Source organism: Acidovorax sp. FHTAMBA (genome assembly GCF_038958875.1).
Classification (GTDB): Bacteria; Pseudomonadota; Gammaproteobacteria; order Burkholderiales; family Burkholderiaceae_C; genus Acidovorax.
Genome location: NZ_CP152407.1, coordinates 1,157,612 through 1,174,149, shown reverse-complemented (window position 1 = coordinate 1,174,149; position 16,538 = coordinate 1,157,612). Strand labels below are relative to the sequence as shown.

The 16,538-nt window shown below is 52.0% G+C and carries 15 protein-coding genes; all 15 read right to left on the bottom strand.

Annotated elements, in window-relative coordinates:
• Genes AAFF19_RS05420 through AAFF19_RS05350 form a run of 15 tightly spaced genes read right to left on the bottom strand, consistent with a single transcriptional unit; the run spans position 1 to position 16,339 of the window.
• Positions 1-2,715, bottom strand: coding sequence for a glycosyltransferase (locus AAFF19_RS05420; protein ID WP_342721456.1), 2,715 nt, complete (start codon positions 2,713-2,715; stop codon positions 1-3).
• Positions 2,716-2,755: 40 nt separating this feature from the next.
• On the bottom strand, positions 2,756-3,718 hold the full coding sequence (locus AAFF19_RS05415) for an NAD-dependent epimerase/dehydratase family protein (protein ID WP_342721455.1): 963 nt from the start codon (positions 3,716-3,718) through the stop codon (positions 2,756-2,758).
• A gap of 1 nt (position 3,719) precedes the next feature.
• Positions 3,720-4,778 carry an NAD-dependent epimerase/dehydratase family protein gene (locus tag AAFF19_RS05410; protein WP_342721453.1) on the bottom strand — a complete coding sequence of 353 codons (1,059 nt, stop codon included), beginning with the start codon at positions 4,776-4,778 and terminating at the stop codon, positions 3,720-3,722.
• A gap of 3 nt (positions 4,779-4,781) precedes the next feature.
• Complete coding sequence (locus AAFF19_RS05405) at positions 4,782-5,714, bottom strand: NAD-dependent epimerase/dehydratase family protein (RefSeq protein ID WP_342721452.1); 933 nt, start codon at positions 5,712-5,714, stop codon at positions 4,782-4,784.
• Between the two features lie 6 nt (positions 5,715-5,720).
• Positions 5,721-6,836, bottom strand: a complete 1,116-nt coding sequence (locus tag AAFF19_RS05400) for an acyltransferase (RefSeq protein ID WP_342721451.1) — start codon at positions 6,834-6,836, stop codon at positions 5,721-5,723.
• 27 nt (positions 6,837-6,863) lie between these two features.
• Positions 6,864-7,805, bottom strand: a complete 942-nt coding sequence (locus AAFF19_RS05395) for an NAD-dependent epimerase/dehydratase family protein (protein ID WP_342721450.1) — start codon at positions 7,803-7,805, stop codon at positions 6,864-6,866.
• Between the two features lie 18 nt (positions 7,806-7,823).
• Complete coding sequence (wecB, locus tag AAFF19_RS05390; RefSeq protein ID WP_342721449.1) at positions 7,824-8,918, bottom strand: UDP-N-acetylglucosamine 2-epimerase (non-hydrolyzing); 1,095 nt, start codon at positions 8,916-8,918, stop codon at positions 7,824-7,826.
• Positions 8,915-10,003 carry a DegT/DnrJ/EryC1/StrS aminotransferase family protein gene (locus AAFF19_RS05385; protein ID WP_342721448.1) on the bottom strand — a complete coding sequence of 363 codons (1,089 nt, stop codon included), beginning with the start codon at positions 10,001-10,003 and terminating at the stop codon, positions 8,915-8,917. Before AAFF19_RS05385 ends, wecB begins: the two co-directional genes overlap by 4 nt.
• A gap of 37 nt (positions 10,004-10,040) precedes the next feature.
• A complete protein-coding gene (locus AAFF19_RS05380) occupies positions 10,041-10,625 on the bottom strand; it encodes an acyltransferase (protein WP_342721447.1) in 585 nt (194 codons plus the stop codon).
• 22 nt (positions 10,626-10,647) lie between these two features.
• Positions 10,648-11,397 carry an ABC transporter ATP-binding protein gene (locus AAFF19_RS05375; RefSeq protein ID WP_182118169.1) on the bottom strand — a complete coding sequence of 250 codons (750 nt, stop codon included), beginning with the start codon at positions 11,395-11,397 and terminating at the stop codon, positions 10,648-10,650.
• A 2-nt stretch (positions 11,398-11,399) separates the two neighbouring features.
• On the bottom strand, positions 11,400-12,200 hold the full coding sequence (locus tag AAFF19_RS05370) for an ABC transporter permease (protein ID WP_182118168.1): 801 nt from the start codon (positions 12,198-12,200) through the stop codon (positions 11,400-11,402).
• Positions 12,201-12,219: 19 nt separating this feature from the next.
• Positions 12,220-13,170, bottom strand: a complete 951-nt coding sequence (locus AAFF19_RS05365; RefSeq protein WP_342721446.1) for a Gfo/Idh/MocA family oxidoreductase — start codon at positions 13,168-13,170, stop codon at positions 12,220-12,222.
• An 18-nt stretch (positions 13,171-13,188) separates the two neighbouring features.
• Complete coding sequence (locus AAFF19_RS05360) at positions 13,189-14,487, bottom strand: nucleotide sugar dehydrogenase (RefSeq protein WP_342721445.1); 1,299 nt, start codon at positions 14,485-14,487, stop codon at positions 13,189-13,191.
• Positions 14,484-15,971 carry a mannose-1-phosphate guanylyltransferase/mannose-6-phosphate isomerase gene (locus AAFF19_RS05355; protein WP_342721444.1) on the bottom strand — a complete coding sequence of 496 codons (1,488 nt, stop codon included), beginning with the start codon at positions 15,969-15,971 and terminating at the stop codon, positions 14,484-14,486. Before AAFF19_RS05355 ends, AAFF19_RS05360 begins: the two co-directional genes overlap by 4 nt.
• Positions 15,968-16,339 carry a DUF2304 domain-containing protein gene (locus tag AAFF19_RS05350; protein WP_008905627.1) on the bottom strand — a complete coding sequence of 124 codons (372 nt, stop codon included), beginning with the start codon at positions 16,337-16,339 and terminating at the stop codon, positions 15,968-15,970. Before AAFF19_RS05350 ends, AAFF19_RS05355 begins: the two co-directional genes overlap by 4 nt.
• Positions 16,340-16,538: the final 199 nt, after the last annotated feature.

Here is a 16,538-nt window from a genome sequence, read left to right as displayed (position 1 = left end):
CTAAATACCTAAAATTCTTTTTAATATGGGAGCAACTGGATCACGAACACGTGATGGCAACGCCAACCAGAAAGGCATTAAGCTGCGTAAAAATTTTCTTTCCAATATCTCAACAGCTTGAACACATTTCACACTATTCGACTCTTCAATTGAATCGCTTAGGGAAGCTGTGAAAATTTCAACTCGCTTTGTCGGCTGCAGAATTAAATTGTCAAGCGCCTCGTACAAATTAGCAGAAGCGTTCTGCCAATTGTATTTTTTTTCGTGAAACAATTTTCCAGCGTTCCCCATTTCCCGACGAGCAACACCGTTCGATCCAAATTCAGCAATTGCTTTCAACAAAGACTTTTTATTAGCAAAATCGACAACCAGTCCCGATTTAGCCTCTCGAATAACACTCGCAACAAAAGATGTGTTATTTGCCAAAATAGGAATTCCTGCCGCCATATATTGAGAAAGCTTATTTGGGCAGCAATGGGCATAGTTATATCCGTGTGCTTTATACGGAATAATTCCTACATCAGCGGCACTTGCCATCTCCACCAGTTGGTCTTCTGAAACCGCATCCGGGAAAAAAATTCGACTTTCAAAAAGCCCAGTATTTTTTGCGAGATTAATCATCTCAGTTTTGAAACTGTTAGCTGGTCCACGAAGAATCAAATGAGCGCTGGGGCCAGTTTCTACCCAAATACTAATTAACTCTTCTAAGCCTCTGTGTGGAGCAAAAGATCCTTGGAATAAGAAGTTGCAAATCTCATTGCCGACTCTCTTTTCCCGAAATTTCTGATCAGAAGAATTTTTTAACGGTTCGCAATTAGGGACTACACGAAAATTCAACCCGTAACTTTTTTCAAATACTTTTTTTAAACCTGGGGAAACTGTAGAACGATCCGCGGTGTACTTGATTAAGTTCTTTTCCAAGTCCAGCCAAAACTCTTGTTCACTTTGAAATTGTCTGGTATCAGAAGCAGGCCAATATTCATGAGCATCATAGTGAACAGGAATATTTTCAATGGCGCCATAAAGCACTGCAGCGGGCAATGTTACCAAGTCTGTAGCAATTAGACATTGCACGTTGCTGGTAGCCAAACACGACTCTAACAAACCAGTATTGATTTCTAATACAAATCTCAAATACCATCTGAAATCGTTAAGTCTTTGTGCACCATCAGGCATACCCATAAACTTAGCAAGCTCAGAATCAGAAGAGCTAGCCAATTTTTCAATTCGCGACATTTGAAACAGCGCGTCAGCACCTGCACTGCTTCCTGATAGAAGCCGTTGCCATTTTAAAAACAACTGAGATGTGAACTTGATCCTTGGAGTTGATATCTTCTTGGATCCATCTTCGTGAGTAACGACTGAGAAGTCTAATTCCCCATCCCTCAATATGTCGACAACATGAATTAACATGTTATCAGGCGCATATTTCTCTACCCAGTCGATACGAGGGTCAATTTGAGCTGGATGGCTACAAAGCAGCATCACCTGCTTTTTCTCATTTTCAGATATTGATAGCTGAGAGCTATCAGAGTCGACTGAAAGCAATTCCTCTATACATTCATCTAGCATTGCAACGAATCCTTCTATCCAGAAGGACGGATTCATCACAATATCTTTATGCGCTCGCTCCGTAATTTCCACAACTGCAGCATCGTTCTGCAGAAACGAAACAACTTCTAATATATTAGAATGATCTCGTGCCAATTCTAAATAATGGATTCCGGGCAAGAATATTCCGGAATACTCACCTGGGTATAGTAATTGAAGTGTTCTGGTGGCAGCAGCCTCAAAATGTCTAGGTGAAATTTGATTGTAGTTTACCTTCCCCTCAAGGTCGACAATATATTTCAGATAACTTTCCGCGTAATGAGCGTCTTCTCGAAAATCGCCTAGGGCCTCCTCTGCTAAAGCACATTTACTTTTCAGAGATCCATCTATATCAAAAACACTTGCCCCGGATTCAGCACCTAAAGTAGCCTTACAATTTCCTAAAAAATCAAACCAAGCATCAGTTCCTAATCGATCTTCCCATTTGCTCGAAATATCCAATCGAATATCTGCAACCTCATTCAAATTACATATAACTTTTTCTCCGATCGATCGCTTTTCATATGCCAATCTTCCGAACGAGAGTGGTTGAATTGAGCCCCGATACCCTATAGTTATTTCCCGCCGGTTGAGAGGTTTCGCATCGATAGCCCGCAAAGTTGGCGTCACATAACCAGTGAACATTCGTTGAAATTTAACTTCTCCAACAACGTCCTTAGGATAAATCTTTTCAATTTCTGAGGATGGTAGACATGTCAGAATCAGGTCAAACCTTGTCTGCCCCACGTATTCTGCAAGTTCACGAAATTTATGATTTTCGTCCTGCTTTAATAATATTTTTAAGCCGTTAAAGTCTTTGAGCTTTATTGACAATCTGGCGTCCAATACGCGCAAATTTCCCACATCATAAGAAATGGAATTATGAATAATAATTCCAGCAAACTCGGACAAATTAATATTTGGAGGAAGAGAATTAATGCCCGCTGGATCCCTGCACTCAAATATATTGGCTACAACAACCGGAAAGATAGATAGCTTTTGAACGTATGCAATTATTTCAGGCACCGTAGAAATGCCTGCTGGATCATAATAACAAACCAACAGAAACTTTTTCTTATTTTTCTTTCGCTGGTCAAATATAAAACTAGGCTGTTCAATCATCATCCCCCCCTCATTTTCTTGGGACGAATCCCATTCATTCAAATCAAAGCTGGCAAAGGTTGATTAATCCCCGATCCAAGGGAATCAATGCTTGGAAATTTAGGTCTTGCTTAGCTTTATCAGTGGATCCAATTCGATTTTTAACGAATGGGCGGTTTACATTTTGAAAAATCGCAGGTGGGGCATCGGGGAAGATACCATGCAGCATAACATTCAACTCTTTAATGCTGGTCTTGATGCCGGTCCCGACGTTATAACAGCGCATCCCAGCCTCAGCTTGCATAGCGAGAATATTAGCGCGCGCGCAATCACGCACATCCACAAAATCGTAAGCTTGAGAGCCGTCACCATGAATAACAGGCGCCTCACCCTTTTTTAGAGAATTAATCATCCGTGTAACCACGCCGATATAGGCACCCTTATCATCTTGGCGCGGCCCATATACGTTCATATACCTGAGCCCCACATAACTCAAGTTTTTATCGCGGCTGGCAGGACGGCGATATAAAGCCTTCAGAAGATACTCACCACACACTTTAGTTGCGCCGTAGAATTCTTCGCAATTAAACGGATGACTTTCATCCATCGGTTCAAAGACCGCATCCCCATAAACCGACGCTGAAGAAGAATAAACCAGCCGGCGAATTCCATTCGAAATGCAGGCTTCGGCAACATTCATGGTGCCACCGACATTGACTTCAAACGCAGAACGTGGATATTCATTACAGTGCAACAGCCATAATGCCGCCAAATGAAATACCCCATCAATGCCACGCATTGCAGCATTTAAAGTATCCCGATGCAAAATATCCCCTCCACTGGGGAATATTTCACAACGAGGATCATTCAAAGCTTCACCAAGATTCGAAAGGCGCCCCCTGGACAGGTTGTCATAGATCCTGACGTGCGCAGCCCCGGCGCTAAGCAACTGCTCTACCAGATGAGAACCTATAAAGCCCGCGCCACCAATCACCAGGAAAGAGTGGCCTTGTATTGGCAATGACATGTCAGTGTTGGCTCAACATCTTTTGGTGCTTCGCCATGCAACGCTCGATCATTTCGGCATTGTTTTGCGTCCATTCGACCGTGCGGCGAAGACCTTCTCGTATGTCCACTTGGGCTTCGAAACCCAATTGTTCGCGGGCTTTGTCCGTTGAGGCAAAACGTTTACCGGATCGATCCCAATCTCTGGCAGGTCGCAGATCAAGAGGTGTTTTGTTGCCTGTGAATTCATTGATCCAAGTAGCTAGTTCGAGAATCGTGGTTTCACGACCGGTAGCCAGGTTATAAATTTCACCCTTCTGTCCGTTCAGCGCGCATGCCATCAATCCGCGCGCCATGTCTTCCACGAAGATAAAGTCACGACTAGCGTTGCCGCCATTGTCCAAAGGCAGTGCCTCTTGCTGCAACGACCGCCAAACAAACGTGGGGGTTACATTGCGCCATACGGTATGAGCGGTGCCGCGCCATTGACCAGCGCCCAAGATTTCTCTTGGCCCATACACATTTGAAAATCGAGCTTTAACGAATGGCAAGTTTGCTCTCTGGAAAAAATAGTTTCCATACAACTCACCAATGATCTTTGAGATCGAATAGGGGCTGTCATGGTAGAGCGTAACAGGTTGATCTTCCGTCGTGGCAGAAGCGACGTCATAAGTCTTTTCCGCTACCGCACAAGCGGCGGCCGCGTAAACCACCTTCTTCAGCGCTTTGATGGCAGACAACCGCTGAAACAGTTTCAAGCTGGTCAGCGTATTGTTTTCGTGGTCTGCAAATGGATTGGCAATGGAAGACTGATTACCGTGATAGCAGGCCAGATGAAATGCATAGTCGAGATCGTCAGGCAACGCCGACAGGATCTCATCATCGGTGATCGACCCAAACACGAAACGCACGCGAGGGTCGGCTGGGATATTGCTTGCCTCTGATGAAAGCAGGTTGTCCACGACAATGATTTCTCGTGGATCTTGTTGCAGGATTGCGTGGGTCAGATTACTGCCCACGAAGCCTGCGCCCCCAACGATCAGCACGCGTTGGCCAGAAAACGTAGCGGAATTCACATTCATGATTTAAGCAGCGGTAGGCGATTTGAGGTGGCTGAAGACGTCGTTGACTCCATGCTGGTCATACCACTGCAGTTGCCGCTGAATGGTTTGCTCAAAGTCGAGCTGACACTTCCAACCAAAGTCCGCCTCTGTTTTGCTCGCGTCAAGGCAAACCACAGGAACATCGTCTGCTAACGGTGGCACCACAGGCACTTCTGTCGGATCAAGTCCCAAATAACGCTCTACCGCGCGAAAGATCTCCAAGATCGTATGCGCCTCGCCGCTCGACACGTTGTAGACACCGATCGGGGCATTTGGCTGAATGGCCAGATCCATGAATCGCAGGAAATCCTGCATGTCCAGAAAATCCCTGGCGGTATCTGAGCAAAAACACTTCTGCCCAGCCTTAAGCCTTTTGTAAAAGGTAGGGATGGGACCAATCGCGAGGCGAGGGCCAGTCACATTCGCGATGCGAAGAGACAGCGAAGGCACCTTGCTCATCAGCATGAACTGCTCGCCGGCCGTTTTGCTGATGCCATAGCTGGTGAAAGGCGCGCAACGCTCCTGCGTCGAGATGGGCAACGATGTAGGGCGGCCGTAGCAAAGCGCAGTTTGAAAATTCACAAGCCGTTTGACTTGATGACGTTCACTGGCGCGGGCCACGGCAATGCTGCCAGTGACGTTAGTGTTTGCGTCCTCTCGCCAGTCCTCAGGATCTTTGTACGCAGCAGCGGCGTGAATGACGATCTCTGGTGCAAACGCATCGAATGTCTTGTCCACCCAAGCCGCATCAGCGATATGGCCTTCATGTACTTGAAGACCTTTGACCGTTGGCACAACTTCCCGCTTGCCGGTGGCGAAATTGTCCAGCACGGCGATTTGGTGCCCCTTTGGCAACCAATGTTCAATAAGGTTGGAGCCTAAACAGCCGGCTCCTCCCGTGATCAGAATCCGCATATTATTTCATGCCTCATTTTTGGAATTTATAACCAAGTGTTGCTCAGTTATTTTTCTTCCGAATTTATCAAAAGGTCGTTCAAACATCAAATAACAACCTATCCCGCAAACAACTGTCACGATTAGAGTTTGCCACCATCCAAAACCCCATAATAAAAATATTACGCAGAGGGGAGCATGAATTGCATATAAGCTATATCCAGTTCTTCCAAGCATCGATAGCGGATTTACGGGAATCGAGGCTTCATCCAAACGAATTACCAGTCCAGCAATTAATATTGCAAAAACAAATTTACGAAGCTCTGCAGCGACGGCACTATCAGCAAGATTTGCAAAAAACGACAAAATCACCCATGTACAAAAAATTCCAATCGAATGTTTCTTTATCAGTTTTCTGTAGCTTGGAACAATGGCCGCCGCACCAGCCCACCAATACGGAAGAAAAGCCAATGCAGAACTATTCTGCCACCAGTTGTACAAAATAGGATATTTTGTATTATTTGCAGAAAAAACAATTCCTGCAACAACAGAAATTATCAATATGCCCTCTAGCCAGTACCGTGATACTCTCCAAAAGATCAAAGCATAAAAAATATAGAGAACCAACTCAACCATCACTGTCAATGAGGGAGCATTGCCTAGAAAGTCGCAAGGATGAGCCACAGGAAGCAACGCTGGAATCAGAAGCAATTTTGCGGCTAAGCATTCGCCTTTGATCTCAGAAGTCCCAGTCAAAATGGATGCTAACCGTGCATCAATATTTACCGACACCCCAAATAAATACATTCCAAGAACTGTTGCAAGAAAAAAAACAGGAACAATTCTGAAAAATCTTCGAATTAAAAATTGCTTTATCCCCACCCTTGATCGCAATCCATTGCGATGAATGCAATAGCCACTAAGCACAATAAATGCCAATACGAATGGGTTCAGCTCACCGTGCTTCTGAAAAATGAATATTAAAGCCCTTCCAACAACCAACAGATTCGAGGGAACATCTTGATGAACCAAATCCGACCAAAAAATAAGATGAGCGAAAAGCAGAACTGCAAGCGCACATACACTGCGCATTAAATCAATTCCCTCTGATCGCCCACTAATTTTTGGTGGATTTAGAATCATCACTCGATTTTTCCGGAAATAAAATGGTTATTTCTGGTCACCCTCAAGTCTCAAATGCGTGTATTCACCGAGCGTGCCATGCTGTTTGTAATAAGCGATAGCCGTATCAACCGTGTGCTGAAGCGGTGTGAAAGTCAGTTGACCAAAATCTTCAAACGTTCTGGAAGGATCCAGCAGGATCGAGGCGACGTCATCCGGGCCAAGCTCTTTGACCTCGGCTTCGGGCTTGTCGGTGAAGCCCATTGCGGTGACCACAGCGTGGTACAGCTCTTCAATCGCGATATCCGTGCCGGATGAAAAATGGTATGTCCCATGTCCGATGCCATCGCATGCCTTCAGAACGACCCGAGCCAGATCTTCGACAAAGACGAAGTCGCGCCGTGCCTTGGTGACGAAGCAACGTTTCCCATCCTTGAGTCGCTGATAAAAAATGGGCAGCGGACCAGCCACGTTGCGGGGGCCAACCACGTTCGCCAAGCGGAACGTTACGAAGTCCAGCCCGGACAACTCAAGGTACAGCTCGTTGGCCGTTTTGCTGATGGCATAACTGCTGCCACCCGGCAAGCGCGGATGGTCCAGGCGGATGGGATGCTGTTGCGGGCGCAGGCCGTAGCAAAGAGCGGTTTGAAAATATACAAACCGCTTAACTCCATTGCGCTTCGCTGCGTCGATGACGGCGGAGCCCCCAACGCAGTTCGTCAGCGTGTCGTTGTACCAGTCATCGGGGTCCTTGTATGAGGCTGCGGTGTGGACCACCGCGTCCGGGCGAAACGCACCCAGCAGTTGGTCCACCAGTAGCTTGTCTGCGATAGAGCCGATCACGACCTTCAGTTGTGGATGCTCATCCAAATGCTCACGCCTGCCAGTGGCAAGGTTATCGATAGTGAGCACTTCGTCGCCGCGAGCAAGCAGCATTTCAACGACGTGGGAGCCAATTTGGCCGAGGCCACCAGTGACAAAAACTTTCATGTGATTTTCCAGTGAGAGTTATGAAGCAAGGAATTGCAGCAGGCGCGCGGATGCATCGCCATTTCCGTAGGGATTGTCTTTACCGGCCGCTGGAGGGGGCGAAGCTACGACGTTCCGATAAGCCAAGAGAATGCGATCTTTCGTCGCCCCTGTCAGGCGGTTCCAACCCAGCGTGACAGTTTCAACCCACTCCGTCTCATCGCGGAGGGTGATGCAGGGAACCCTGTAGAAATAGGCTTCTTTTTGAACACCGCCAGAGTCCGTCATGATGACGGCTGCAGCTTGCTCCAGCGCCACCATATCGAGATATGAGAGCGGTTCAACCACATGCAACTTGGACAGGCTGGATTGCAAGCCCGTTGCCTCGATAAGGCGTCTTGTGCGCGGATGCAAAGGGAGCACAACCGGCATGTCCTGCGCGACTTCTACCAACGCTTCGACGATCTGCGTAAGACGTGATGAGTCGTCTGTGTTTTCGGCACGGTGGCATGTTGCAAGCACATAGCCGCGCTGAGACAGCTGCAACTGTTCGAGGATGGAGCTCCGCTGCAGGGCAAGGCTGCCATAAAACAACGATGCGTCGTACATGACGTCCCCAACCAAGTGAACCCCGCGGGTAAGACCTTCGTTGGCAAGATGCCCAACGGCGGTAGACGTGGGACACAACAACAGTGTCGAAACACGGTCCGTCAAAATCCTGTTGATTTCTTCCGGCATGCGCATGTTGAATGATCGCAAGCCCGCTTCCACATGCGCCACGGGAATGTTCAACTTGGCAGCCGCCAACGCGCCGGCCAGTGTCGAATTGGTATCACCGTAGACCAGCACCCAATCTGGCCGCTCTTTCAGCAGTACCGCCTCGATCGCCTCCAGCATGCGGCCGGTCATGGCTCCATGGCTGCCCCCGGATATCGCTAGGTGTACATGGGGTGCGGGAATCTCCAGCTCGTCGAAAAATACTTTCGACATGTTGTCGTCAAAGTGCTGGCCCGTATGAACGATCAGCTCTTCCAATTGCTCGGCGAAATCAGACTGAATGGTCCGCGACACTGCGGCTGCCTTGATGAACTGGGGACGAGCACCCACGATCGTGAGAATTTTGCGTCTGGTCATTGCATGGCTTTCGTCAATGCGCTGACTACCCGATCCTGGTCGGAAACGGTCAGGAAGGGGCCCACGGGCAGACTCAGCACCTCTTGAGCCAAACGGTCACCCACGGGCAATTGCACATCCGGATCCGCCACGGCAGGCTGCTTATTCAGAGGGAGCGGGTAATGAATGGCGGTAGGCACACCTAACTCGCTCAGCTTGGCTTGGACGCGATCGCGCTCTTGCGTACGAACGGTGTACTGAGCCCAGGCACTTTGCTGATTGGCTGCGATGAGCGGTATGGTGGAGATACCTGCGGACTTCAGCGAATGGTGATAACGGTCAGCCACTTGCTGACGCAACTTTATTTCTTCGTCAAAACTATCCAGCTTGGCCAGAAGCACAGCAGCTTGCAAGGTGTCCAGACGGCTGTTCACTCCAACCCGTATGTGGTGATATCGCCGATCTTGCCCATGGCGCGCAATCTGACGCATCACTCGCGCGAGTGCTTCGTCGCTGGTGAAAATGGCGCCACCATCGCCGTAGCAGCCAAGCGGTTTACTTGGGAAGAAGCTGGCACACGCCACCGTTGTCAGATTGCAGCTTTGTCGGCCATGGTAAGTAGCACCAAAGCTTTGGGCTGCATCTTCGATGACGGGGATGCCATGGCGAGCAGCAACTGCATTAATCGCTTCAAAATCAGCGCATTGGCCGTAAAGGCTGACCGGAATGATGGCCTTGGTACGCGGGGTAATGGCAGCCTCGAGTAGTAACGGATTCAGGTTGTACGTGTCGGGCAACACGTCTACGTAAACCGGCCTTGCGCCCAGCAATGCGACCGTCTCGGCCGTGGCAATGTAGGTAAAGCCGGGCGTGATCACCTCGTCACCTGGACCGATGCCCAGAGCCATCTGCGCGATTTGTAGTGCATCAGTACCATTCGCTACGGTGATGCAGTATTTGGCGCCGGTGTATCCGGCCAACTGTTCTTCTAACTCGTGCACCTCCGGGCCCAAAATGTACTGGCCGTGGTCCAGCACCTTCTGGATTCGTGCGTCGATGTCAGTTTTTAGCCGTTGGTACTGGGCTTTCAGATCGGTGAATTCCATTTCAGATTCCGTAGTGGCTGTGGTGATGCATGGTCTGTCAGGCGCGATGCACCTCCCCCGAAGCCAACCGATACCAATGCCCTGTTTGCGGGCACTGCGTCTGTGCATCGCCCGTTAGCGGAAGGTCCAGTCGCTCGCCGTGTTCGCTCATCCAGCCAATTTGCCTCGCGGGTACACCCGCAACCAGCGCATAGGGCTTCACATCGCGATTCACCACCGCACCAGCGGCCACGAAGGCATAAGCGCCCACCGTGACGCCGCACACAACCGTAGCATTGGCTCCAAGTGTGGCGCCCTTGCGCACCAGGGTATGTCGGTATTCGTGCTTGCGCACCACACTGCTTCGCGGGTTGTAGACGTTGGTAAAGACCACACTCGGGCCGCAGAATACATCGTCCTCCAAGGCGACGGCGTCGTACACACTAACGTTGTTCTGTACCTTGACGTTGTTTCCAATCACTACGTCGTTGCCCACATAGACGTTCTGCCCGAACGAACACGCCCGTCCGATACGAGCACCTGCGGAGATATGAACCCAATGCCAGATGCGCGTGCCAGCACCAATCTGCGCGCCTTCGTCCACGATGGCAGAGGGATGTGCGGTGTAGGAAGACTCACTCATACGGGTACTGTTGAAAGTAGGCTCAGCCTGCGTGATACGCGGCCAAGCAGTCTTCGATGTCGCCCTGCATACGAATCTGGCCTTGATCGAGCCAGATTCCTTGATTGCAGAACGTCTTGAGGATGGGATCGCTGTGCGAGGCCAAGACCAGGATTTTGACCCTGCTCATCATGTTCTCAAGCCGGATACGCGCCTTGTCAATGAACTGTGCGTCGCCCACGCCAATCATCTCGTCCATCAACAGAATGTCGGGCGCGACCGCCGTCGATACGGCGAAGGCGAGGCGCAGCATCATGCCGGACGAATAGGTGCGCACGGGCAAGTGAAGGTAATCGCCCAATTCGGTGAATTCTTCAATATCTGGCACCAGCGCCTTGGCTTGGCGGCTTCCTATGCCCATCACCACACAGCGGGTTGCCACAAATTCATAGCCGCTTGCGTCGGGGTCCATGCCCAGCATAAGGTCTATCAACGATGAGATGTGACCCGAAGCCCGCATAACACCTGAGGTGGGTTCATACACACTGGAGAGCACCCGCAGCATGGTGGATTTTCCGGCGCCGTTGCTCCCCATGAGTCCCATTCGGTCTCCGTCTTTGAGCGACAGCGTGATGTCACGCAATGCGCGCACGGCAAGCGCGCCGCCCCCGATATCTTCAATCCGACCCCGATGGCCCTGGGCCTTGCCCAGCAGCGTGTTCAGCAGTCCGCGCGAGCGCGAAGAAAACAGTGGGAAGTCAACGTTGACCCGATCCAGTTCGATGCTCGCCATGGTCAAAGCCAATATACAAGCCTACGTCGGCTCTGAAGAAACAGTGTGAAGAACGCTGCCAACAGCACCAGAAGCGTGCCGCCAGCCATCAGATAGCTATAAGGGTCAACCGCTTGGCCGAGCATAGGGGCACGAACCAGGTCTAGAAATGCAGCCAGCGGGTTGATATGCACGATAAGTTGCGCTCGCTCACTGAGTTGAGAAGGCTGCCACATCACTGGCGTGAGGAACATAGCGATCTGCATCATGCTGGTAATGATCATCGGTATGTCGCGAAAACGGGCGCACAGCGCGCCCAGGATGCATGAAACCAGGGCCGCGCAAACCACGGTGAACGCAAGCCCGAACACAAAGGGCAAGGGCCTGACCTCGTGAAGGCGCCCAAACACCAGAAGCACGATCAGCGCGATCGGGATGTTGTGCCCCATCATGAGCAGGTTGCGCCAGATAACCCGAAGGCCAAAGGCTGTCTTAGGATAAGGCGTCTGCTTAAGAAACGCGCTGGCAGCGATGAAGGTCTGGCAGCTGTCCGATATGGATTGAGAGATGAACAGAAACAGGATGTGGCTGACGCAGAAAAATGGCAAATACGTCTGTACGTCGATCTTGAAAACCTGCGAGCCGATCAAACCGAATGCGCCGATGAAGATGGCTGTGTTGATAGAGATCCAAACGGGCCCCAGAAACGAGCGACGGTACTGCTTCAGAATGTCTTCAAGGCCGAGATGCAGCCAGAAGCGCCAGAGCTTGAGCGCACCATGCACATCTCTCAGAAGCAATTGAAACTGGGAAAGTGGGTTCAACCCGGGTGACTTCATACTGCTAAAGCTCCGTGGCAGACACGAATGGATGCACCCGATCCCCCGCGTCGGCTGCGATGCTTGCCTGCCGGATCCCGTCGACGGTCTCGACGCAGTGACGTGCGTCTTCCAGCCCATAACCCCGCCCCGCGAGAATCTCGCGGTAGCTGGTGGTGTGTAAGTCGGTAAAGCCCTCGGAAAACTCGAGCTGCTCGCCACTGATGTCGATGTTGCGATAGGTGGGCTTTTTGCCCTTCACTTCCTGGGGCAGATCATCGGCGTCGATGGACAAGAACCAGCGCACACGGGCGCGTTCGTATTCGAGGTAACCGGCGGCCTTGGTCTCTTGGCTCAAATGGATGCGGTTTTCCTGCAGATTTCCAAAGATGAAATGCAGCATGTCGAAAAAATGCACGCCAATGTTGGTGGCAACGCCGAACGACTTGCGCGGATCGCCCTTCCAGCTCTCCAGGTACCACTTGCCGCGTGAGGTGATGTAGGTCAGTTCAACATCGAACTTTTTATCCGTGGGCGCGGCGGTGACCTTCTCTTTCAGGCGCAAGATGGCCTCGTGATGGCGCAACTGCAGGATGTTGAACACCCGCTTTCCGGTCTCTTGCTCGATGCGGGTCAGTTCGTCAACCAGCGCGGGCGTTGGCACCAGGGGCTTCTCGCAGATAACGTCACAACCCAGGCGCAAGCCCGCTGCGATGTGCGCATGGTGCAGGTAGTTGGGCGAGCAGATTGCTACATAGTCAAGCCTGGTAGCAGGTGACCGCTGCAGCCGGTACGCATGCTCCTCAAACCGCTCGAACTCGGTGAAGAAGTCGCTCTGTGGCGAGATGCTGTCGATGATGCCGACCGAATCATTGATGTCATAAGCCACTGAGAGTTGGTGACCGAGATCCTTGATGGCACGCATGTGCCGCGGCGCTATATATCCAGCGGCTCCGATGAGGGCAAAGTTTTTCATATGAGGTCAGAAACGGGTTCAGAGACGGAAAACGGTGAATCCGGCGGATGCAGCCTCGTGCCGGTCAAAGAGGCTCTTTACGTCGGCCAGTACAGGCTGTTCGCTTCGGCAAAAACTGCGTAGCTCACTCAGTGTGGCGTCGCGAAACTGCTGGTGGCCGACCGCAACGACCAGCGCATCTACGGGTTCTTGCGCGGAAATACCAGCAAGGCTTAGGCCATATTCATGCTGCACATCCTGCGCGCTTGCCCAGGGGTCGCACACGACCACATTGGCCCCCCAGGCCTCAAACTCGCGCACCATGTCCACCACCTTGCTGTTGCGAATGTCAGGGCAGTTTTCCTTGAAGGTAATGCCAAGCACACCGATGCGGCAACGCGGAACGTCCATACCGTTCTTGAGCATGAGGCGCAGGGTGTTGCGCGCTACGTACCGGGCCATGTTGTCGTTGATACGACGGCCCGCCAGAATCACCTGGGGGTGGTAGCCCACTTCTTCGGCCTTGTGTGTCAGGTAGTACGGGTCCACCCCAATACAGTGGCCGCCTACCAGGCCGGGCCTGAAGGGCAGGAAGTTCCACTTGCTCCCGGCGGCCTCGAGCACTTCCAGTGTATCGATTCCCAGGCGCTCAAAAATGACTGACAGCTCGTTGACCAGTGCAATGTTGAGGTCCCGCTGCGTGTTCTCGATCACCTTGGCGGCCTCGGCCACTTTCAAACTGCTGGCCTTGTGCGTGCCCGCAACAATGATGCTTGCATAAAGACCATCCACTGCGTCAGCCACCTCGGGCGTGCTGCCGCTGATGATCTTCTTGATTTTGGTGAGCGTGTTCACCTTGTCACCCGGGTTGATGCGCTCGGGGCTGTACCCACAGAAAAAGTCCACATTGAAACGTTTGCCGCTCAGGCGTTCCAGTACCGGGACGCAAATTTCCTCGGTAGCGCCCGGGTACACGGTGGATTCATAAATCACCAAGGCGCCCTGGGGCATGGCGCGCCCCACGGTCTCGCTGGCTTTGACCAGCGGTGTCATGTCTGGCCGATTGGCTTGGTCTACCGGGGTGGGGACCGTCACGATGAAGACTTGGCAGTCCTTCAGGTCCTGAGGGTCGGCACTGAAGTTCAGTTGGGCGGCCGCCTGAAGGTCTTCGGGCGTGACTTCCAATGTGCCGTCGGTCCCCGCCTGCAGTTCGGCAATGCGCGCAGTATTGATATCGAACCCCAGCACCTTGCGCTGCTTGCCAAATTCAACCGCCAAAGGCAGGCCCACGTAGCCCAGTCCGATCACAGCGATGGTTGCGTTTTCGTCGATTTTCATGTTTGAGAATGAGAAGAAAAAGGCATGGGGGACGACCGCCCATAGATATCGTCAAAACGCACGATATCGTCCTCACCAAGGTAATCCCCCGACTGCACCTCGATGATCTCCAGGGGGGCGCTGCCAGGATTGGCGAGGCGGTGCGCGCGCCCCACCGGAATGTATGTGGATTCGTTCTGGTTCAGCAGATAGGTCTGGTCGCCGTTCGTGATTTCGGCGGTACCCCGGACCACCACCCAGTGCTCCGCGCGGTGGTTATGCATCTGCAGACTCAGGCTGGCACCGGGGTTCACCACGATGCGCTTCACCTGAAATTTTTCCCCGCGGTCGATACTGTCAAACCAGCCCCAAGGGCGATGAACCTTGCGGTGCGTTTGCGCCAAGGCATCACCATCACGCGCAAGGTTTGCCACCACCTGTTTGACCTCTTGGGTAAAGCGTTTGTCAACAACCAGCACGGCATCAGGAGTTTCAACCACGATGAGGTTTTGCAGCCCCACACCTGCTACGAGGCGGCTGCTGGCCAATAGCAGCGAATTGGTGCAGTTTTGCTGCACCACGGCGTCGCCGAGCAGGGCATTGCCTTGAGCGTCGTGTGCGCTCACACCCCAAAGGGCATCCCATGCCCCCACGTCAGACCACCCCGCTTGTAAAGGTACCACGCACGGGGCCAAGCCCCATTCAGGGTGTGTTGGCAGCTTTTCCATCACTGCGTAGTCAATGGAATCAGATGGGCAAAGCGAAAAAGCTGTGGCATCCGGCCGAGTGAAGTCAAGGTCGTGTCGGGCTGCTTGCATCGATTTCTCACAGGCTTGAAGGATGTCGGGGCGGCAAATGCCTATCGCCTTCAACCATGTGCTGGCGCGGAGCATAAACAGGCCGCTGTTCCACAGGTAGTTACCTGCATTCAGATATTGCTGGGCTGTGTCAGCATCGGGTTTTTCGGTGAAACCCTCTAGCAAAAAAACCCCTTCTGCCTGTTTCATCTGATGGCGTATGTAGCCATAGCCGGTTTCTGGATAGTCGGCCTTCACACCAAAGGTAACCACGCGCCCCCGGCTTGCTGCTGCGAATGCTGTTTGCACTGCCCTCTGAAATGCTGCCAAGTCCGTAACAATGTGATCTGCCGGCATTGCAAGCATGACGGGGTCTGCCCCCTGGGCTGTAGCTTGCAGCGCTGCAACGGTTAGCGCAGGCGCTGTGTTTCGCGCAACAGGCTCCAGAAGAATGGTCGCACCACATACACCCACTTCTATCAACTGGCTGGCCGCCAGGAACCGGTGGTCTTCATTGCAAACCAGCAGCGGTGCGCAAGCGATTGGGATGTCAGGGTGCAGACCCTGCAGACGTGTAGCGGTCTGCTGGAGCATGGTTTTCGTGCCCGAGAACGCCAAGAACTGCTTGGGATAACTTTCTCGCGAGAGCGGCCACAAGCGAGTGCCTGAGCCGCCGCACAAAATGACTGGGAGCAAGAGGTTTGTCACGGGTTGGACGATTCAGCTGACCCAACCTGGCGAACCGATTCAAGATCTGCCTCCAGCAACGCCAAACGCTGGTTCAAACGGCGCACGTCGCGCTCAATGCGTGTGTTCACCATATCTGCATGCAGGGCTTTGACCACCAGCACCATGCAGGCCAAAAGCAGCAACAGCGCTGGCGGATAGCTGAACCCCGTCCACCTGGCCAGACGATCGATGAGACCAGGCCAGGCGCCTAAAACTGCAGCAGCAGCCGCCACCACAACCCAGAACAGGCCGTGCATGAGGTAAAGATGGTCCCGGCGTATCAGATAGAGGATTAGCACCGCCAAGCCAATGCCCATCAGCGAAGTGGTAATTTGCAAAGATGGCATGAAACTCCAAGCCCGTTCAGGAAACAATTGGGAGGTCCAGAAGACGCTCTTAAGGGCGGGACATGAGTGGTTGCACGGCTGGAGCAAGCACGCAATCCAGATCAGCCAACCACTTCAAACGATCCGAAGTGTAAATGACGACATAGCGACGGCCTCGTTCAAGACTCTGAGGCATACCAAAGCACATCCGCAAGGCCTT